At 34.7% G+C, this 22513-nt stretch carries 14 protein-coding genes and 1 pseudogene; 4 read left to right on the top strand and 11 right to left on the bottom strand.

What is annotated here, in order from left to right; all coding sequences use genetic code 11:
• Positions 1-26: 26 nt before the first annotated feature.
• From KAOT1_RS10805 to KAOT1_RS10815, 3 genes are all read right to left on the bottom strand, one after another.
• Entirely contained in the window at positions 27-2789 is a 2763-nt protein-coding gene (locus tag KAOT1_RS10805) for a condensation domain-containing protein (RefSeq protein ID WP_007094841.1), read from the bottom strand.
• 108 nt (positions 2790-2897) lie between these two features.
• The gene (locus KAOT1_RS10810; protein WP_007094842.1) at positions 2898-5351 is read right to left on the bottom strand and encodes an ABC transporter permease; all 2454 of its coding nucleotides are present in this window, start codon (positions 5349-5351) and stop codon (positions 2898-2900) included.
• A 219-nt stretch (positions 5352-5570) separates the two neighbouring features.
• Entirely contained in the window at positions 5571-6083 is a 513-nt protein-coding gene (locus KAOT1_RS10815) for a UpxY family transcription antiterminator (RefSeq protein WP_007094843.1), read from the bottom strand.
• 509 nt (positions 6084-6592) lie between these two features.
• Between KAOT1_RS10815 and KAOT1_RS22925 the strand changes: the two genes are divergently transcribed.
• The 3 genes and pseudogenes from KAOT1_RS22925 (at position 6593) to KAOT1_RS10825 (ending at position 10515) form a co-directional block, all read left to right on the top strand.
• A complete protein-coding gene (locus tag KAOT1_RS22925; RefSeq protein WP_007094844.1) occupies positions 6593-6730 on the top strand; it encodes a hypothetical protein in 138 nt (45 codons plus the stop codon).
• Positions 6731-6953: 223 nt separating this feature from the next.
• Entirely contained in the window at positions 6954-8123 is a 1170-nt protein-coding gene (locus tag KAOT1_RS10820; protein WP_007094845.1) for an MFS transporter, read from the top strand.
• A gap of 187 nt (positions 8124-8310) precedes the next feature.
• Positions 8311-10515 (top strand): annotated as a pseudogene (locus KAOT1_RS10825) (glycoside hydrolase family 3 C-terminal domain-containing protein).
• Positions 10516-10874: 359 nt separating this feature from the next.
• Here KAOT1_RS10825 and pdeM read toward each other — a convergent pair.
• The 5 genes from pdeM to KAOT1_RS10850 form a co-directional block, all read right to left on the bottom strand.
• On the bottom strand, positions 10875-11522 hold the full coding sequence (pdeM, locus tag KAOT1_RS10830) for a ligase-associated DNA damage response endonuclease PdeM (RefSeq protein ID WP_007094849.1): 648 nt from the start codon (positions 11520-11522) through the stop codon (positions 10875-10877).
• A gap of 64 nt (positions 11523-11586) precedes the next feature.
• Complete coding sequence (locus KAOT1_RS10835; RefSeq protein WP_007094850.1) at positions 11587-11784, bottom strand: hypothetical protein; 198 nt, start codon at positions 11782-11784, stop codon at positions 11587-11589.
• Between the two features lie 133 nt (positions 11785-11917).
• Positions 11918-14377, bottom strand: a complete 2460-nt coding sequence (locus KAOT1_RS10840) for a ligase-associated DNA damage response DEXH box helicase (RefSeq protein WP_007094851.1) — start codon at positions 14375-14377, stop codon at positions 11918-11920.
• A 570-nt stretch (positions 14378-14947) separates the two neighbouring features.
• Positions 14948-16537 (bottom strand): ATP-dependent DNA ligase, encoded by a 1590-nt coding sequence (locus KAOT1_RS10845; RefSeq protein WP_007094852.1) that lies wholly within the window; start codon positions 16535-16537, stop codon positions 14948-14950.
• Between the two features lie 4 nt (positions 16538-16541).
• The gene (locus KAOT1_RS10850; RefSeq protein WP_007094853.1) at positions 16542-17561 is read right to left on the bottom strand and encodes a ligase-associated DNA damage response exonuclease; all 1020 of its coding nucleotides are present in this window, start codon (positions 17559-17561) and stop codon (positions 16542-16544) included.
• 418 nt (positions 17562-17979) lie between these two features.
• Here KAOT1_RS10850 and KAOT1_RS10855 point away from each other — a divergent pair, with 418 nt between their 5' ends.
• On the top strand, positions 17980-18600 hold the full coding sequence (locus KAOT1_RS10855) for a JAB domain-containing protein (RefSeq protein WP_007094854.1): 621 nt from the start codon (positions 17980-17982) through the stop codon (positions 18598-18600).
• Between the two features lie 17 nt (positions 18601-18617).
• On the opposite strand, the gene KAOT1_RS10860 is transcribed toward KAOT1_RS10855, so the two are convergent.
• The 3 genes from KAOT1_RS10860 to KAOT1_RS10870 form a co-directional block, all read right to left on the bottom strand.
• Positions 18618-19712 (bottom strand): putative phage abortive infection protein, encoded by a 1095-nt coding sequence (locus tag KAOT1_RS10860; RefSeq protein ID WP_007094855.1) that lies wholly within the window; start codon positions 19710-19712, stop codon positions 18618-18620.
• Between the two features lie 94 nt (positions 19713-19806).
• Positions 19807-21354 carry a reverse transcriptase domain-containing protein gene (locus KAOT1_RS10865; RefSeq protein WP_007094856.1) on the bottom strand — a complete coding sequence of 516 codons (1548 nt, stop codon included), beginning with the start codon at positions 21352-21354 and terminating at the stop codon, positions 19807-19809.
• A gap of 737 nt (positions 21355-22091) precedes the next feature.
• A complete protein-coding gene (locus KAOT1_RS10870; protein ID WP_007094857.1) occupies positions 22092-22403 on the bottom strand; it encodes a GIY-YIG nuclease family protein in 312 nt (103 codons plus the stop codon).
• Positions 22404-22513 lie beyond the last annotated feature (110 nt).

Raw genomic sequence — 22513 nt, forward strand, 5'->3', positions numbered from 1 at the left:
TTTCTAAATCTGCATGTTCTCGTCTGCTATAGGTGTTCTACAATGATATCTTCTTGTCCACTATATCTGTATAATAAAGCTTTTACCAAAGTGGTTAATCCGATAAATAATGTGCTTTCTTCCTCCTTCAAATAATCTCTAAAAGCATGACTCACTTCTGTTGAAAACGCAACATAGCTCTGGGCTCCGTTGTAAGTCTGTACTGGCGGACGCACATAATCTGAAGGCATGTCTAAGACAGGTAAGTCTCCTGATAGTTTTGACAACCAATACTCGCGAGCTGTTGCCAATTCGCCTTCTGATAATTCCTTCAATTGCCAAGCCGCATAATCTTTATACTGTATTGGCAATGGTGTAATTCTCGTGGTCGTTTCTTGAACACTATTGTTGTAATATGTGATTAAATCACCTACCAATACTTGCATAGACCATTCATCTGAGATGATGTGATGAATTGAAAATAACAAGCGGTGATGATTCGTCGCTACTTTTAATAATTCCACTCTAAATAATGGTCCGCTTGATAAATCATACGCAGAAGCTGCTAGTGTGTCTAAAACAGTTGCAATGGCTTCTTCGGTATTTTCTGCATCTGAAACATCTGTGATTGGTATGCTAAAATCGATGTCTTCTACAGATTGAATAACCTGACGTGGCTCACTATCTTTTAGAATGAATATGGTACGTAAGCTCTCGTGACGCTCAATCAGCTTGGTAAATGCTTCTGTGAATGCCGCAATATTTAATGCTCCTTGAATGTCATAACTTATTGGACGACTGTACGCGGTAAAATCTTCTTGTAATTGATCTAAAACCCACAATCTACGTTGTGCGTGTGAAAGTGCGTAATCGTCCTGTTCCGCAATTTTTGGAATGGAATTGTATGTTGTATCTCCTTTTGAATTTGCTATTAACGCCGATTGTTCTTTGAGTGTGGCATGATTGAAAATTTCTCCAATGCTTAGTTGTACTTCGTGTTGTTTGTAAACGCGGGAGATTAATTGAATTGCTTTTAATGAAGAACCTCCCAAATCAAAGAACGAATCATTTCTACCAATACTTGTTTGTGGAATACTTAGTAATGCTGCCCAAATTGCGCTCAACGATTCTTCTACGGCTCCTTTTGGCGCTTCGTAGTTGCTTCCTTTGAGTAATTCTGATGGCTTTGGTAAAGCGCGTTTGTCTACTTTTCCGTTTAACGTTAGTGGAAATTCTTCTAGATACATGAAGTAATCTGGAATGCTGTTTCTGTCTAACGTTTTTCCTAAAGTCTCACGTAATTCACTTTTGTCATATTCCGTTCCGCTGTAATAGCATAGCAGAGAATCTACCGTGTTATCATTGTGAACAATCAGTTCTACTTGACCAATGTTTTCTAGATTGAGTAGTGCACTGCGAATACCGTCTAACTCTACTCGAACTCCATGAAGTTTGATTTGATCGTCTATTCTTCCTAGAATTTCTAGGTTTCCTTCCGCATCGTAACGTCCAATGTCGCCTGTTTTGCAAACTAGGTCTTCTCTGTCGGTTACTAATGGGTTTTGAACAAATAGATTTTTGGTTAGTTCAGCGTCTAAATAGCCTTTGGTAATGAACGGACTTTTGATGTAAACTTCTCCGATTTCTTCTTCATTACAGATTTCATCACCATTTATAATAGCAATTAATGTATTTCTAATTGCTTTTCCAACTGGCAATACTGTTCCCGATTCTAATTCCGTTTCTGGAATATGGTAACAACTTTTTAAAACTGTAGTTTCCGTAAGTCCATAAAGATTGCTCATTCTTGCCGAGTGTCCTTCAATGGATCGCCATAAGGCAACATCACGTCCATATAATTTTTCTCCTGCTAAAACAACTTCTTCTATGTCAGTTAAAGCAATGTTTTGCTCTTTTAGATTGTTGGTTAGCAATCTAAAAAGTGATGGAACTGTTTGTAAAACTGTTACCTTTTCTTCTGCTAGCCAGCTTCCAAGTAATACCATGTTTTGTTTGGTCTTTTCACTTGGAATACATAAACAACTTCCTGAAGTTAAACTCGTAAGAATGTCTTTTAAACTTGCGTCAAAGGTGACAGAAGCAATTTGACTCACACGTGTTTCTGTGGTAAAGTTGAAGGTTTCTTTATGCCAGTTTACATAATGTGCTATTCCTTTTTGACTTCCAACAATCGCCTTGGATTTTCCTGTGGTTCCTGAACTGTAGAAAATGTAACTACTGTTGTCTACAGCGTATTCGATTGAAAGATTTTCTTTGCTGTAATTGTTTATATCTAGATTTGTTTCTTTGTATTCGCCAGCTTCATTTACTTCGTATACTTCCAAACTTGACTGATCTAACGTGATTAAATCTAAATCACCCAATCCTAAATCTCCTAATAGTGAAGAACCTGATGCTTTAAACACCAATACATGCGTAAAGCTATGCGATAGCTTTAGTGATTTGAATGCTTCCCAAGAGCTATCATCTGTGATTAAGACTTTCATTCCCGTTTCACTAACCGCTTGTTCCATCCGCGAAAGCGAAAAACTATTTGATAATGGAACATACGTTGCGCCTGTTTTGAAACATGCTAGTAAACTTCCCAAAAGTTCTTTCCCGCTAGGTAATAAAACTCCAACTGCATCTTCCGACGAAATAGCAATGTCCGTCATTAGATTTCCAAGTTGATTGGCAAATTCGTTTAAGTCTCTATAACTCGTGTCTCCATTTGTTTCCGTCAAAGCGGTATTTTTAGGATATAACGAGACAATATCCTCAAATGATTCGTATAGGAATTTTCTTTTCACAATGAAAAATGTTTTGGTAATTTCTAAAAAAGAGATGATAAAAAAGCACAGACAGTACAGCCTAACTTATAGAAATTAAACTACTTTAGCTTTGTATCGTATATGATTTTATTCTTGCTTTATGGCAATTAAAGGATCGTTTTTGTTGATTTTCCAGGACTGTGCCCCGATAATAAGAAACGCAATAAAAAGTACGATTACAGTTGCTAATCCGAAGAATAAAAAGTTGATTCCGATTCTTGTGGAGTATCCTTGAAGCCATTGCTCTAATCCCCACCAAGAGAGCACCCAAGCAATTGCACTTGCTAGTACAATGAGTTTCACAAAATCTTTTATTAATAGTGCTAATAAACTAAATACAGACGCACCCAGCACTTTACGGATAGCAATTTCTTTTGCTTTTTGGAAACTTGTAAATAGTGTTAATCCAAAAAGTCCTAAACAAGTAATGAAAATCGCTAAACCTGCAAATACAGTAAATATTTTACCGAATTGCTGATCTACTTTATATTGCTTATTAAAGAATTCATCTAGGAAGAAATATTCAAATGGGCTTACTGGGAAGTTTTGCTTGAACGATTCTTCTATTCTTGCAATAGATGCTGGTAAATTTTGCGAAGCTACTTTGATTGCGTAGTATTCAATACTTGAACCATCTTCCAATCTGAATACAATTGGAGTCACAGTTTCTTTTAATGATTTTTGGTTAAAGTCCTTAATAACACCAATGATTTCATATTCAAACTCTACTCCATTTCCATTGGTATCTGTTAGGAATTCTCCAACTGCTTTTTCTGCATTTTCAAACCCAAATGCATTTACAGCTGCTTCATTTAATAAAATGGGCGTATTCCCTGTTGGCATTTGATTTACAGAAATCATATTTCGATTGAATACTTTTCCTGCAACTGTTTCTATCTCAAATTGATCTATGAATTCAGGACCGATAGAAAACGTTGCATACATATTATTTTTGTTAACTGCATTTTTCCTTTTGTAAGGTCGTGTCCAATTTAAGTCGAGCCCAGGAATGGAAGATGCTGACACGACACCTTCAATATCAGGATATTCCATCAAACTTGCTCTAAAGGATTGCATTTTTTGATAAAAGTTTCGTCCGCCCATTTGCGATTCAAAGTTATTTGACGGCGCAGGAACTACAATATTTCTTTCCATATTGATTCCTATATCTTTTTCCTGCATGAATTTAAGCTGTTTGTATATAGTAAAAGTTCCTATGATTAGAGAAATTGAAATAATAAATTGCAATACAACTAAGCATTTTCTAACAAAAACACCTGAACTTCCTATAGGTAATTTCCCTTTTAGAATTTGCACAGGATTGTAGGATGATAAGAGATATGCTGGATATAAACTAGATAGGAAGCTACCAATAATTAACAAGGCTAATAATGGCAACCATATTTTATAGTCTGTCCAGAAGAAACTTCCAACTGAAATTCCTGTTAATCCTTCAAAGCCACTTCTAAAGAGTAATACAAGAATGATTGCAATAATGATTCCTATAAAACTTAAGATGAGTGATTCAAAAAAGAATTGCATGATAAGCGCACCTTTTTGAGAACCAAACGTTCTACGCAGCCCTACTTCTTTTGCTCTATCCATTGATTTTATGGTAGATAGATTAATATAATTTACATAGGCAATTATCAATATCAATGCAGCAATAAGTAACATAAACCACACAAATTTACCATTTCCATTTACTGAAATTTCTTTGGTAAGATCTGAAGATAAGTGTATAGACTCCAAAGGTTGAAACGCCAATTGAATATTTGTAACACCATCAGCATAATCTCCTAAGTATTTGTTTACATATCCTGGTAATTTTGAAGTAGCATTTTTCACATTAGTTCCAGGAAAAAACTTCACATACACATATTTATCAATAAAGCGCCAAGAACCAGGAACATCTTTCGTAGTTACTAAACAAGTAAATTTTAAATGCGAATTTTCAGGTATATCTTCAAGCACTGCACGAATCACTAATTCGAGATTGGTTCCTTGGTTGAAATTTACCACTTTCATGGTTTTCCCTATCGGATCTTCTTCCCCAAAAAGCTTTTTAGCCAAACTTTCTGTCAATAAAATAGAGTTTGGTTGCGCTAAAGCTTCTTTTCCACCATTTATGAAAGAAAAATTAAAAACATCTAAAAAGTTTTTATCCACAAAATAAACTTCACTTTCTTTATATGAAGTAATATCTCCAAATGAATTTTCCGCAGAAATAATACAATCTTGCTTTTCTATACTTGTCGCAGCATCTATCTCTGGGAAATCTTGTTTTATAGTAGGACCAATAGCTGAAAAATTCATTGCTGAATTTTCAACAAGCACATTATTTTCCTGACGACTCTGCGTTACGCGATAAATAGTTTCAGATTCCTTGTGAAATGTATCAAAATCAGACTCGAAAAACACATATTGTACAATAAACAAACATGCAGCAATACCAATACCTAATCCAATCATATTGATTAGCGCAAAATATTTGTTCTTGAACAGGGTTCTCCAAGCAACTTTAAGATAATTTTTTAACATTTTTTGGGTCTTTTAAAATGAGTAATTTTTCAGGTTTTTAAATTATAAAAAATAAGATATATAACATGCTTATTTTTGTTTTTATTTACGAATCTTCTCACAAACTAATAGGCACTATGAAATAATTGAATCACATTTTGCATCTATTTTCTAATATAATTTGGTGAGTTTGATAAGACAGAGTATTTTTTTTGTAAAGCTTTTTTTAATTACAATAAACTATACTGCTTTTTTAAAGGAGTTTAATGGGATCGTTGCCAAAATATTTTGACGTAAAGAACTTATTCTAACAATAATTTTATTGTAATTTTCTGCTTCTATAATTTCACAATCTAATCCACTTAATGGACCTTGTTCAATTTTTTTCATTTCCCCTATTTTCGGGAATGTAGGGTTTAATTCTATTTCTTCTATTTCTTTACTATCAACTAATAACTTGATTTGATTGATCTCTTTTTCTGTTACACGTGCGTATTCTTTGCCAAATCGAATATAACAACAAGCTCCATCAACAGATAATGCTTTATGAAAATCTAAAGGAGATTCAATGTAAACAAAAACGTAAGAAGGAAATAATGGGGTTAGAATCGTTTTTTTACGATCACTCCATTGTTGGACGGTTTTTGTTTTTGGTAGAAAAGATTTAATCGATATGTTTTCTAGAGAATTATGTACTTTTTTTTCCCAACGAGATTTTACATATAGGACATGCCAACCTAAGTTAAATTTCATAATTTGTAGTTCATTTTAAAGTAAAGCTTCGCTTTCCTCAGTCACAGGAGTTGCTCTTAATAGTAAAAATTTGGGGGAATTTATTTCTGAATAAATTGTTTCTTTCTGTAAAGGTTTATAGAAACAAAGTATCATTTCTTCGATACAAGTATAGGATTTTTTTTCTTCCAAATAACCTCCATTTTCAGAAAAAGGGTTGCCCCTTTTAATAATTACGGTTTTACCATAAATATTAAAAGGCGTATTGTGAATTCTTCGCGTATAAGAAGTAGAAATTTATTACATATCAATTTAAAGTGTACTTTTAAATCTCTAATTAAGGAAGACACGTTTAATTTTCATTGGTTTAAACTAATGTTACCAATAACTTAATCACAGGAATTTACAATAAGAAACGTATTATGTATGAGCATACAGAATTTTTTGTACGTCTTTTAACATTTTCAACAGAAATAATCGTTCTATTTTTTGTTATATTACTCAATTATAAACCATAAATTTTTAAAACCATGAAAAAAAAGGAAATCAAAAATTTAAAAATCAACAAATTAAATGTATCTGATATGAATCCTGAAGTTCTCAGAGGAGGATTACGCGAAAGCGATTGGACAGATTTGTCAGAATGCTGTGCACAACGCGAAATATAATAGTATAATAAGCGAACTTAGGTTCGCTTTTTTTTGCTTCTATTCGCAACGATCTATACTTTTGAAAAAACACTGCCAAAGTTTTGAGAAATTAGTATAGAGTATTGAGACGTGTTAAAGTGTAAACTCAGTAAAATAGAAATTTAATTCAAAACTTTAACAAGCGGCAGCGCAAACAAAGAACAGAAAACGCACAACAAATAAGCGAGGAAAGCAATCGTAAATGAAGCCACCAAAATACATGCTGACTATCATCGTGATTTCGCAATTTCTATGTACATCGCTTTGGTTTGCGGGAAATGGTGTGATGTCGGAACTAAAAACTACTTTTCTATTGGAAGAAAGTTCTTTAGGGTACATCACTTCCTTGCTTCAATTCGGGTTTATCACAGGAACACTCATCTTTGCCATACTCTCCATTGCCGATCGGTACGCGCCATCAAAAGTATTCTTTTTTTGTGCACTATTTGGCGCCATCTGTAACTTGGTTTTAATTTGGAAAAGCAACACATATACAAGTATTTTAACCTTTCGTTTTTTAACTGGTTTTTTCCTTGCGGGAATTTACCCTGTTGGAATGAAAATCGCATCCGATTACTACCAGAAAGGTCTCGGAAAGTCACTCGGTTTTTTAGTTGGTGCACTCGTGATCGGAACTGCGTTTCCACATCTATTAAAAGAACTAAAAGGCGAACTCTCTTGGGAATTTGTATTGATCGCAACTTCGTTATTAGCAACCTTAGGCGGAATTTTAATGATAACTTTTATTCCCGATGGCCCTTTTAGAAAACCCATGCAGAAAATAAATCTTTCAGCAATTCCGAAGATATTCAAAAAACAAAAATTCAAAACCGCAGCTTTTGGCTACTTTGGTCACATGTGGGAATTGTACACTTTTTGGGCATTTGTTCCTGTAATGCTTCAAATGTATACAAACATACACTCCGAAAATTCGTTTAACATTCCGTTAGTATCATTTAGCATCATAGCAATTGGCGGAATTGGCTGCGTCTTCGGTGGCTATCTTGCAGAAAAATTTGGCGTAAAAAGAATTGCGTTGCTATCGTTGTTGCTATCTTGTATTTGCTGTCTTATTGCGCCAATATTATTTTCTGTCAATTCACCAATAGTATTCGTTTCGTTTTTACTATTTTGGGGAATAGTTGTCATTGCAGATTCACCATTATTCTCCACCTTAGTTGCCCAAAACGCACCTCTGCAACTAAAAGGAACTGCACTAACAATTGTAAATTCAATTGGCTTCTTCATCACTATTTTTAGCATTCTGCTTCTCAATCTATTGAAAACAATAACTACCTCAACCGCAATCCTAATGATTTTAGCCATCGGACCCATTTTTGGTTTAATAGCTTTAATGAAGAAAGAAAAATGATAATTTCTAAAGGAACAGATTGCCACAAGTAGTTTCTAAGCTTTCGTTAAGAAGTATCATGGTTTTGTCAAAATTACTTGGTTTTGGTATAGAACTCTTTTAAAATTTAAGGGAAAATTAGAAGGTTTACAGCACTTCCCATGATAATATCATACTTTTACATTACTAATCCCATGAAATAAACACCATGAACAGCAAATATCATAAAGTATTCATAATAGCAAGTATCGGTATTTTCCTTTTGGGATGCGTGACAAATAAAAAAAATGGTTCACAAATGGAAGTGGTAAAAGAAACATCAAAAAAAACACCTGTTGACAAAAGAGTTGATTCATTACTAGCAAAAATGACCTTAGATGAAAAAGTTGGTCAAATGAATTTATACAACGGTTTTTGGGATGTGACTGGACCAACTCCGAAAGAAGGAAATGCAAAACTAAAATACGATCATCTTAAAAAAGGTTGGGTTGGTGCCATGTTGAATGTACGCGGGACAAAAAATGTATATGAAGTACAACGCATCGCTGTTGAAGAAACTAGACTCGGAATTCCTCTATTAATTGGGTTCGACGTCATTCACGGATATAAAACCTTAAGTCCTATTCCGCTTGCGGAATCTTCTAGTTGGGATTTAGACGCTATTAAAAGTTCAGCACGTGTAGCAGCGATTGAAGCTTCTTCGGCAGGAATCAATTGGACATTTGCACCAATGGTTGATATTTCTAGAGATCCGCGTTGGGGACGCGTCATGGAAGGTGGCGGAGAAGATCCGTATTTAGGAAGTAAAATTGCCAGTGCCCGTGTACATGGTTTTCAAGGAGACGATCTTACCAATCAACACTCTATTGCAGCATGTGCAAAACACTTTGCGGCATACGGTTTCGCAGAAGCAGGAAAAGAATACAATACCGTAGACATTGGAACTTCAACATTATACAATACCGTTTTACCACCATTTAAAGCTGCGGCAGACAGTGGCGTAAAAACATTTATGAACTCTTTTAATGAACTCGTTTTTTGGGGACACGCCAAAGACAAACGTCAAGCTGCCATGATTGCATCACGTGCTGGTTCTGATTTAGATATGGAAGGCTATGTATATGTGAATGAACTTGTAAAACTGGTTGAAGATGGCATCGTTAAAGAAAGTATTGTTGACGACGCCGTACGCAGAATATTAAAAGTAAAATTTGAATTAGGATTGTTTGACGATCCTTATAAATATTGTGATCCAGAGAATGAAAAGAAAAACATTGGAAATGTAGCACATCATGAAGCGGTACTTGATATTGCTAAAAAATCTATTGTGTTATTAAAAAACGAAGGCAACTTACTTCCATTAAAAAAAGAAGGACAAAAAATAGCTTTAATAGGACCACTTGCTGCCGATAAAAATAGTTAGTTAGGAAGCTGGAGAATTGCTTCCGACGACAATACAGCAATTTCTGTTTTAGAAGGAATGAAAAAATACACAGGCAATACACTAGTACATAAAAAAGGGGTAAATTTAGTAGAAGGACATACCGCATTCATTGAAGAAGTTGTAGTCAATACTACCGATCGTAACGATATTAGTGACGCAGTACAAACGGCAAAAACGGCAGACGTAGTTGTTATGGTATTAGGTGAGCACGGTTTTCAAAGTGGCGAAGGAAGAAGTAGAACCAACTTAGACTTACCAGGCTTACAACAAGAATTATTAGAAGCTGTATACGCTGTAAATAAAAATGTGGTGCTAGTTCTGAATAACGGACGTCCGTTAGCTATTGAATGGGCAGCAGAAAACATTCCTGCAATTGTAGAAGGTTGGCAACTAGGAACACAATCTGGAAATGCAATTGCACAAGTTTTATATGGTGATTATAACCCTAGCGGGAAACTTCCAATGACCTTCCCTAGAAATGTGGGACAAGTACCTATTTATTACAACCATAAAAGTACTGGACGACCAACCAACGATAACGACAATGTATTCTGGTCGCACTATATTGACGAAAAAAACACACCATTATGGCCATTTGGTTATGGATTGAGTTATACAACGTTTGAATACAAAAACTTCAAAGTCCACGGTGACAAATTCAACATTGGCAACAACATCAAAGTCACAGTTGATGTAACGAATACGGGAGATTATGACGGAAAAGAAGTAGTTCAACTGTACATTCGCGATTTATTTGGAAGCGTTACGCGTCCTGTAAGAGAACTCAAAGGATTTGAATTGGTTCACTTCAAAAAAGGAGAAACCAAAACTATTGAGTTCACACTCACCAATAAAGAGCTTGGATTCTTTAACAATCAAGGAAAATATATTGTAGAAGCTGGTGATTTTGAAGTCTTTGTTGGCGGAAGCTCTAATACAATTCTTAAAGATACATTTACCTTAAAGTAGAAGATTCTTTTTTCACGACAAGATTCAGTTTATATAGTTTATTAATTTATTCGCTCACAAGGCGTTCAGTTTTGAGTTTTTAGTAGTGAGAAATGAAATGTTTAGCTATTAATATAGAAAATATTATTTTACGTCTTTGCGAGAAAGTATGACGAAGTAATCTGTTACAATCAAAGTTCAATATTAATTATGAAACTAGCAGATTGCCACGAATTTTATCAAATTCTCGCAAAGACGTTTTCAAAGAAGTTTTTGGTTTTTTTTGTAGATTTGAAACTTCCAAAAGCTAAAAATCTAAAAACGCGTAAGCGTAGTCTAAAAGTGCATAAGCACGGTCTAACAGCAAAGCAGTCTAAAAACTACAACTCCAAAACCGCATCTTCCGTAAAAGCATAATTAACTACATTTTCCAAATGAGTACGCGTATTCAATCCTGTAAAAAGACTAAACGCAGGCAATATCAATTGTTGTGAATTGACTTGAAAACAAGGAAGTTTCAAATACTGTCTGCCTTTCATTTTAATACGCACGCCAGGATGCATATGTCCAGAAATATAATATGAGTTCGCCACTACCTTTACCGCATCATGCACAAAAGTAAGTGTATTAATCGTTTTTTGAATGTGGGTTTGAAAACCTAAATTTTCGTAGAATTCTACTTTAAAACGATCGTGGTTACCACGAATTAAAATTTTAGTTACGTCCTGAAATTGTTCCATCCAATGAATAAAAACATCAAAATTCTGATTGTAATCGGCATGGAATAAATCGCCCACAACCATTAATTGTTTCGGCTGAAAATGCTCGATTAAAAATTTAAGTCGTTCCAAGTCTTTCAACAAAACCGCATCAGGAATGGCGATTCCGTGTTGTCGAAAATGTGCTGTTTTACCAATATGAATGTCAGACAAAATTAGCATTTCTTGTGCTTGCCAATACAATACTCGCTGATTTGTCAATGTTAAAATTTCATTACCAAAACGTATGTCTTTTGTAACTATATTCATAACATTCATTTATGCCGAAAGATATAAAGTAAAAAGAAAAGCGAACCGAAGTTCGCTAAAAATTTTAATCATAACACTCTGGCGCATGTGACTGACAATGTATATCTGTTGGGTAGGTTTCTTCAATCGGTTTTTGAGGTTCTTTTGGACAGTAATCACAATTTGTTCTTTTTTCTGATATTTCACCTCCACCAGTTATAGTATAACTAAAATTAGTTATTAATTGCTTGTTCAGTTTTAATGATTTAAATTGTTTCTTCATAATAAAAAATTGATTTAATTAAATAATACAGAAAACTAGAAAAATTCGGTCAAAGGGAAAAATAGTACTTCTTCAGATTCATAAATTGTAAAACCATAAAAACAGATATAATCTCTTTTGGAGTGTACTATATTCACGTAATTAATTTATATTGTTGCTTTTGCAAACGCGCAATGCGATCGCTCAATTTTTCATTACTCATCGTATTTCGCAAGCTATCAACTTTTATCGGAAAACTCAAAGGTGTATAACTTTTTGCTTCCTTTAAAATCAAGGTGCTTTTCGAAATTCGATCAAATGCTTCGTGCAAACGCGCTTCTTCCAATTGCTCGTTAAACACTTCGGTATACGCCTGACGCAAAAGTAAATTATTTGGCTCATAATCTTCCAAAACTTTAAAAATTAAGCTTGACGAAGATTGCAAACTTTTATTTGTTTTTCGTGCGCCAGGATGCGATTGTACCACCAAACCTGCAATCACAGCAATATCGCGAAACTTTCTACTTGCCACTTCAGAAGCATTGATACTTGCAATAACATCTTCCATTAAATTTTCTTTGGAAAGAATTATTTTCAAATTTTCTTCCGTTACGGGAATTTCCTGATCGCTCAACAATCCAAAACCATAATCGTTCATCGCAATGGAAAACGTAATCGGTTGTATTTTACTAATGCGATAGGCAATCAACGACGCCATAATTTCATTGACTAATCGACCTTCAAACGGAAAAAAGAACAGATGACAACCTTCTCGCGTCTGTATTTTTTCTACCAAAAACTCGTCTGACTTCGGAATGTGTGAGTGTATATTTTGTGTCGTTAACAACGGATTCAAAAATTTTAATTCTCTTTCACGGATTGATGGTTGCAATGCATCGTTCAGCTTTAAGCGTAAATAATGACTCAAATAGGACGTTAACGGCAATCGTCCGCCTTTCCAACTTGGCGTGATGGCTTTTTTGGCTTTGCTCCGACGCACAATCACAGTCATATCTTTAATATGCACTATTTCCAAGATTCTTCCCGCAAGGACAAACGGCATTCCTACTTTTAATTTCGAAATAAAATATTCTTCAATCATTCCCACATAACCGCCTTTCATAAATTTTACGCGCAACATGGCATCACTTACAATGGCACCAATATTCATTCGATGCAACATGCTAATTCTTCTACTTTTTACGACAAATAGTTCTTTTTCGTCATCAAAAACGACTTTATGAAACTCCTCATAAGCATGCAACGTTTTACCACCTTTTGTGATGAATTGCATTGCCCATGTAAAATCGTCTTTTGTGAGATATGAAAACGCGTGTGTTTCACGAATCATTTCGAAAGCTTTTTCTTTGTCAAATCCTTCACCGACAGCTAATGTGACTAAGAACTGAACCAACACATCATAGGTTAAAACCATAGGCGTTCGTGCTTCAACATCACGTTTTTTTACGGCTTCTTTAAGCGCTGAAACTTCAATGAGTTCTAGCGCATGTGTAGGTACAAAATAGACTTTGGAAATCTCGTTTGGAGCATGTCCGCTTCGTCCTGCACGCTGCATAAAACGGGCAATTCCTTTGGCTGAACCAACTTGCACGACACAGTCTACAGGTTTAAAATCGACACCCAAATCTAGCGACGACGTACACACCACAACTTTCAGCAAACCTTCGTTGATGGCGTCTTCAATCCAATTGCGCAATTTTGCATCTATTGAACCATGATGAATGGCAATTTGTCCTGCTAAATCGGCATCTTCATTCAGCAATAACTGATACCACATTTCTGCCTGATTTCGTGTATTGGTAAACACCAACGTTGTATTATTTTCGTAAATAACTTTCAGAACATTCTTAGCAAGTTTTCCGCCCAAATGTCCTGCCCACGGCAACAATTCGACCTCATCGGGTAATAGTGAAATGATTTTTAGTTTTTTCTTTTCTTTAGAAGTGACAATCGTTGTGTTGACGTTTTTATACGGAATTAATACATTTTTGGCTTCTTCCAAATTTCCAATCGTTGCCGAAACTCCCCAAATGCGAATGTTTGGCGAAAGTGAACGCAAACGAGCGATTGCCAATTCGGTAAGTACGCCACGTTTTGTTGATAGTAATTCGTGCCATTCATCGACCACAACACAACGAATATTTTTGAACCAACGCGAATTTTTCTTTTGTGAGAACAACAAGTGCATCGTTTCTGGCGTAGTGAGTAAAATGTCGGGCATGTTGCGTTCTTGTTTTCTTCGCACTGCTGTAGAAGTGTCTCCGTTTCGAACCGCCGCTTGCCAATCTAACCCAATTTCGTCAATGGCAGTTTGCATGGCTTTTTGTAAATCTTTTGCTAGTGATCGCAACGGACTTATCCAAAGTAATTTGATTCCTTTTTTATATTGTTCTGGATGATTTAAATAGTCGATCAATACTGCTAGAAACATTGCGTAGGTTTTTCCAAATCCTGTTGGCGCAACGACCAATCCGTGATAATTTTGCGCATACTTTTTCCACGATTTTAGTTGGAAGTCAAATGGCGCGTAACCTTTGTCTGCCATCCAATTGTGAATGATGCGATATCCTTCGGTTTGTTCTAGTTTGGGCATTGTTTGTTGTTTGTTGTTTGTTGTTTGTTGTTTGTTTAAAACTATTCGTTTCGTAGTACTTCTCGATACACCAAATTATAAATTTGGCACTCGAAGTGACGTTACTACTTCCTTGAAAACGTCTTTGCGAGAATTTATAAAATTCGTGGCAATCTGTTGGTTTCATTGTAAAATTGAGTTTTGATACTTCACTAATTCCTAATGCTTAATCCACTAATGCCTTCTAACTTTACAAGTGGATTTCTGCCTTCGCAGGAATGACATATGATAACATTCTCAATACTCAATTTTAACAGCTCAATACTAATTTTAACAGATTACTTCGTCATGCTTCCTCGTAATGACGTAAAACTATATACTTAAAATGGCATTACTACCTTCTTGAAAACGTCTTTGCGAGAATTTATAAAATTCGTGGCAATCTTTTGGTTTCATTGTAAAATTGAGTTTTGATACTTACAGATTCCTTCACTTTGTTCGGAATGACGTTTCAAACGTTCTTAGCACTCCACTTCCCACAACTCACAACAGGAGCGCTAGCGACTCAACCTAACACCCAAAACCCAATACCTAAGTTCCCACAAAAATCAAATCCTTTACACTTTCAATGGTATCAATTTCGGCAACAGTTTTGTCTTTTCGCCAGCGTTTGATTCTTGGAAAACGCAACGCAACGCCCGATTTGTGTCGTTTGCTGAGTGCAATGCCTTCAAAAGCGATTTCAAAAACCAATTCGGCTTTCACCGTTCGTACAGGACCAAATTTTTCAATAGCGTTTTTGTTTACCCAACGACTTATTTCCGTGATTTCTTCATTTGTTAAGCCAGAATATGCTTTGGCAACCGTTACCAAACCATCATCTTTTTTCACGGCAAAGGTGTAATCGGTGTATTTTGAGCTTCTTCTTCCGCTTCCTTTTTGGGCGTAAATCATTACAGCATCAATCGTTAATGGTTCTACTTTCCACTTCCACCAATCGCCTTTTTTTCGTCCTGTGTGATAGGGTGATTCTTTTTGCTTTAGCATTAATCCTTCTGAGTTGACACTACGAGAATCTTCGCGAATAGCGTGTAAATCATTCCAGTTTTCAACTTCCACCACTTGCGATAGCTGTATGTTTTTGGCTGTATTTTGTTGAAATATGAGTTCTAGTTTTTTTCTTCTTTCTGCTAATGATTGCTCGCGAATGTCTTCATTTTCAAATTCTAGTATATCGTACGCATAGAAACCAACAGGAACTTCTTCGAGTAGTTTTTTTGAGATATTTTTTCGGTTCAATCGTTTTTGCAAATCATTAAAGAGTAATACACTGCTATCTTTTATCGCAAGAATTTCGCCATCTATCACAAAATCATGTTTCCAATTTTGAAATACTTCCGTAAGTTCAGGAAATTGTTGAGTCACAAGTTCTTCGCCTCTACTCCAAATAAAAAGTTCGCCGTTTCGCTTTACTATTTGTCCGCGAATGCCATCCCATTTGTATTCTGCTTGCCAATCGTTTACATCTCCCAATTCGTCCAAATCCTTTTCTAGCGCATACGCCAAACAAAACGGATAAGGTTTGGAATTGTCATAGTTAATGTGGCTTCCCGACAGCAATTCATCAAAGGTAATGGAATTGATGTCCCAGTTTCCAATAATACTATGCATCAACTGATTGGCATCAATATTTGTCAATTTCGCCAAAGCGTTCACCAATGTTTTTTTAGAGACACCAATACGAAAGCTTCCGCCGATGAGTTTATTAAAAATTAAACGTTCCTGTGCTTCTAGTCCGTTCCAAGCATTTAAAACATACGCTTTCTTTTCTTCGTCGGTTTTTGATTTTAGTTTGATGAGTTCTTGCATCCAGGCATCCAAAGATTTTTCGATGTGATGTGTTGGCGCTGGTAAAAGCAACGCAATAGTTTCGCCCAAATCGCCCACGGTGCTGTAACTTTCTAGGAATAACCATTCGGGCAATTCGGTAATTTCTGCGCACCATTGTTTCATGAGTGATGATTTTACAGGTCGTGGCGGACGTTTTCCTGTGAATAAAGCGATCATCCACAATTTGTCTTTGTCTTCTGCAACTGTAAAATATTCTACCAATGCTGCAATTTTTGCATTCGTTTTGTTGGTTATTTCTATCGCGCTGATGAGTTCTGAGAATCGCTTCATATTGTTATATTGTTGCTTCTTTTTTCGCTTCTGAAGCTTCTAATTCGTTGTCGCCATATTCTGTAATGACTTCTGCCGCTTCGATTCCGATTTCATTCAAATATTTTGAAAATGTTGCTTGCGAGCCATGTGTGACATATACTTTTTCGGCTTCCGATGCTTTTACAGCTTGCAATAATCCTTCCCAATCGGCATGATCGCTAACGGCGAAACCTGCGTCTACACCGCGCCAACGACGATTTCCACGAATTTGCATCCAACCAGAACAGATTGCCGTTGCTGCATTTGGCACACGTTTGAGCATTTTGCTTCCGAGCAGACCTGGTGGCATGATGATGATTTTATTTTGAATATCGGCTTTGTTAAAGTTTCCGTCTAAACGTTGGGTTTTTGGCAACGAGATTCCCGAGGCTTCAATTGCATTGTTCATGTGATAGATGGCGTTGTGTACGTGAATTTCGTCTAAACCTTCTACCAATTTCATAATGCGTTGTGCTTTTCCTAACGAATATCCAAAGAGAACACTTGTACGATTGTTTGCTTTATTTTGCAGAATCCAATTGTGAATTTGTTGTTGTAAGGTTTCTTCGGGCAACCATTTGTAAATTGGCAATCCGAAGGTACTTTCTGTAATGAATTCATGGCATTTTACGGTTTCAAACGGAATGGTAATATTGTCGTGCTTTACTTTGTAATCGCCCGTAAATACGACTATTTTTCCTTTGTATTCTAGCCGAATTTGTGCTGAACCAATGATGTGTCCCGCAGGATGAAAGCTGACTTTTACACCGTTGATGGTTTTTGGCTCATTATAATTTAATGTTTCTACAGAGATATCTTCACCAATGCGATGTTTCATAATGTTTTTGGTGTGTGTATGGCAGAGATAGTGTTTCATTCCCCAACGCATATGATCGGCGTGTCCGTGTGAGATTACGGCATAGTCAACAGGTAACCAAGGATCGAGATAGAATTTTCCAGGAATACAGTAGATTCCTTTTTTTGTGAATTTTACAATTTTCAAAAGCGATATTTTTTAGCAAGTTCCGTTTTTTATTTTTTTGCTGATGACTCAATCCGTAGAAAAACGAACGCATTTACGTTGTATAAAAATACGGCTTTTCTTTGATATTGTGTTGCATCTCGACTTTGCTCGATGTGACAACATCTCGATTAGCTTCGCTAGGTATTTTCTATTAAAATATATTTTAATCTCAATAATGCTCGATGTGACAGGTTTTGGGTTTTAGGTTTTGGGTGGTTTCTACTACTTTTTAAATCATGGTCTAAACTCATAAACTTATAAACTTATAAGCTTTAAACATCAATTTTTGCTTTTTACGGATTTGAGCATATTTTTTGAATCATCTCAATTTCAAACACCTGCATTTCGGCTTCGCTCCATTTGCTGTGGACTTATATTTTTGTAGTATATTTACAACATGAACGTACGACTGACCGAAGCACAGAAAATTACCGTATTGAATGCGCACGACGTATATAGCGTGATGCAACAGATTTTACTGCGCCAAAATAAGATTCGTAGAGCGCAAGAACATTTTTGGGTAGTAGGACTGAAAGCCGATAATACGATTTTGTTTGTAGAACTGATTGCCATTGGTGCGCAAAACCGTGTGAATGCCAATCCGCCCGATGTGTTCCGTATGGGAATTTACAAATTGGCAGTACGTGTCATCTTAGTACACAATCATCCTAGTGGAAACCTGAAACCTTCTGCCCAAGATAAGGATATTACTGACCGACTTTTGAAGGTTGGAAAGCTGATTAATATTGATGTGATAGATCATTTGATTATTACCGAAAGTGGCTTTACTTCGTTTAAAGATAAAGGCATTATGGAAGAACTTCGCAAAAGCGGACTCTACGAAATACAAGACCGCGAAAGCGACCAAATGAAGGAAATGCAGTTGCGTTATGAACGTAAGAATGCGGAGAAAGCTAAGGCTTTGGAAGTGGCGCGACGTCTTAAGGAAATGGGTATGGATACTGATTTTATTAAGAAGGCGACTGGATTGTATGTGAGGGATATTAAGGGGGCTTGATTTAAATAAAAATATAATTAAGTATAATCTCCCCATTCAAAAAGTGGATCATCTTTCGTACAGTGATTTTTAATATATCCTTTGAAATGATCTCTTGGTTTTTCCGTATATCTAACTTTATCTATTGGTAAATTATGAAGCATTCTATACTTAGTTAAAAAACCATTCTTTTCCCAATCTCTTCCAAACCCAATGATGTAATTGTAATACAACATTAATTGTTCATCATTTGACATTTGCGCTCTAAGTATTTTTAAATACCTTCTAACTTCTTTATAAGTCAACAATTTACCATCTTGATTCACTACATACTTTACTGTACTATACAAATGCCTGTAATAATGCCCCAAACGAGATTCATGACCTGAGAATGGTTTATACTTAACATAAAGTCTTATTGATTTATCTTTATGACCTAAGAATTTATTCTTTTTAGCAAATGATTTTTTATGTTCTGAACTAATATTCTTTAGTTCTCTTATAATTAAATTTATGAAATTGGTATCTATAGCTTCAGATGATATAAGCCCAGACCCTGTACCAAAAAAGAAAATACGGTATGTAAGTTCTAATAAATCTTTTTTTTCATATCTAGCATTATCTCTTAGCTCATTATATAATTCTAAAAACTCATAGCATGCTATCAATTCGGTAGCCATCGTTACAAATACTTTCCTGTCCTCAGTGAATCGTACTGTCTGTATTTCTGTCTCTATAGTTTTTGAAATCCCCTTACTATCAGTTTCTTTTGAAATTTGTTTAACTAATCCATATCCCATTACTTTCATTTCATTTACATTTTCTTTATGTAAGCGAAGCATTTCATAGAATTGTGATTCAAACTGTTGGATACGAAATTGTTTTTGAACTTGCTGATTAGCTATGTATTGAATGTAAAAAGCTAAAAATGTAAGTAAAGCTGCTGCAATTCCCACTATTGGATTTAGTAATCCTCCGACCGTATCACCAACACTTCCCAAAGTACTATAATCATACCAACTGGAGAGTATTGGAAGTAATAAAATCAAAAAACCAATTATTGCTAAAATTAAATAGAAGAGAGTTATTTTAGTACTCGAAAATATTATATCTTTTTGATCTTCATTTTTCATTTATTTTTTATTTATGGTCACAAAATCCTATATAATCCTATCTTGACACAAATATTCTTGAAACTCTATATAGATTTCTTTGATTGACTTTATATTAAGCTTTATTTTTTTTAGCTGTAATTATTCTGTTTTCATGATCTTTCATTAATTGGTGAAAATTATTCCAAAACCTTCTGCTTTGCCTTTTAATTATATCTTTCCCACCATTTAAATGCCTCATACTATCATTTGCTTTATAGATGTAACTTAAATAATTACCCCAATAATATTTTTTAGTTTTTTCATATTTGGTTGGATCTAATTTAGAGGGATGATAAATCAATTTGCGTTTGGCTCCTCTATGAGTAAATCTTTTGTACAATCTTTGTTTAAATAAACTTTTATCAGGGTTTTTACTATAAATAGCTAGTGAGGTAGACTTCTTAAATGATCGTTTCATTGATCTGTAAAATTTAGAAAATCCAGAATCCTTAATCAAGACTCTTTGTCCATCATATGAAAAGCCTAAATATTCAAGACATTTATTATAATTAGGTATCTTAGAGGCTTCATCTATTTCAAATCCTTTAAAGACACTACTTACTTTTTTAAATCTATAAACTGTGGTTTTCGATGGGTGAATATCTAATCTTGTTAAGTTTTTAACTCTATCCCTTATAAACATTAATATATCATCTTCATACTTTTGATCACATACAATGATTAAATCATCACTATACCTTTGATAATAACCTCCGACAGCTTCAACTTTATTATAAACTTCTTGATCAAAATCTAACATATATACATTAGCTAAAGTTGCACTTATTGGACTTCCTTGCGGAATACCCACTTTATTACGTGCAGAAATAACTAAATTCAAATTATTCGTTAAAAATTCTTCTTTTGTACAATAAGCAACTGCATTTTTTTCTTTAAAATAACTGTTAGATTTTATTTCGATTCTTTTAATCTTTTTATCTCTTGAAGAATTTGGAACTCCTTTTTCGACAAGCATTGTTCTATTATAACTATTATATAGCTGATCACCTTCTACATAATGCAAATTAGTTAATGCCTTAAAAACGTTGTAATGATGTTCAGGAAGTGTATTTGTATTTAAAACTTTACACCATTGCTTTTTTAATATCTTATGATCTAAATTATCAAAAAAAGCAGTTATGTCTGCAACGATTGCTGTAAGTTTATTGTTTTCATTTTTCTTAATAAACTCAAATGTGCTTTTTGCAAAATCAATATTGCATTTATTTTTTTCTGAGCCAATAGTTACAGGTATTTTACGATATGCTACTATGGACTCATTAAAATTTTTAGTTTTTATAAGTTTTTCATACTCTTCACTAATTAAATGATTGTAGTACGAAAATACTATAGAGTCTATATGTGATGCATAGTAAATATTTCTGATTTTTGGACGATCAATAAACCGCATTCGCTCACCCTTTTTATTTCTGATAAGGTTGCTATTATCAGCTCTATACTTGCGTTTAATAATACACTTATGAATTAAAGGCAAAAAGCTATGTTCTTTAATACATTTTGTGTTTTCCACGTAATCCTTAATCCATTTATAATCTTTTAAAGACAAAGGTTCTCCAATGTGAGGATAACGTTTCAATTTAAACCAATCTTCTGTTTCCATAATTTAAAAAATAGGGCCAGATACTTATTAGTAGCAGGTTTAAAATGTACATGCCTTTCGAAGCTTTCACTTTATCAAGCTATTGCGACGCTACTCTTTTCAGGTATAGAAATTAGTATCTTTGTAATAACCCTCTTAAACATCGTTAAAATGCTTAGAAAATTAATCCGTAGATGCAACTTCAAGAAGCCAACAGTTGTGACACTGTTGTCAACCATCTCCTCATATATCACTTTTATAGGTGAATATTTGGAAAATGGTATCATCCTTCCCAACTAACGTATATCTTAGAAGGTTTATCTGAGTAAAACGTAACATTTCGACCTTCTGACCCATTTTATTATTTCATTTATATATTTAAATCCCTAAAATGGTTAATGAATTTCTTATTGGCATACACAGAATTATGCATGCTTAATTAACTAAGTAATATTTTTCTTCCTTAAAAGTATAAATTTATTTAGATATGTAAAGTTTTTTAATTGTTAAAAATCTTATTATCGATAAGATTTTTCTAAGAATAATACAATACTATTATTTATTGGCGAACTACTTTTACGGAAACCCGTAAAACACGAAAAACCACCCAAACAGTCCATAAAACTATTCAGGTGGTTTTGTATGTATTTCGCATTTCGGCTCCGCTCAATGCTCGGGTCAGTATTTCACTCAGTGCTCAGTTACACGGAATCAGAGTCTGAGTACTCATTGAGCGGAGTCGAAATGAAGCCGAAGACTCACTTATTACTCGAATGCGTTTCGTTAAGACATTTAGCCAATTCATGTAACTTTTCAGGCATTCCCGCAATCAACGCTTCCTTCTTTTTACGACTCCAACCTTGTACTTGCTTTTCTCTGTAAAAAGCAGTATCTATCCGATTGTATTCTTCCACATATACCAGCTTTACAGGTTGATGCTTTTTTGTGTGATTGGCACCTTCTCCTTTAGCATGTTGCATAAAGCGTTTGGCTAAGTATTTGGTACTTCCCGTATAGTAACTTCTGTTACCACATTCTAATACAACGTCAGTTCGATATAAATCATTCAATTTATATTTACAGTAATTTTATAAATAATTCCGCTATACAATTCATTATCAATGTTTTATTTTCGTTTTCTTTGCTTACCCAAAGAAAAGAAACAAAAGAAAGGGAACTT

The organism is Kordia algicida OT-1 (genome assembly GCF_000154725.1).
GTDB classification, from domain to species: domain Bacteria; phylum Bacteroidota; class Bacteroidia; order Flavobacteriales; family Flavobacteriaceae; genus Kordia; species Kordia algicida.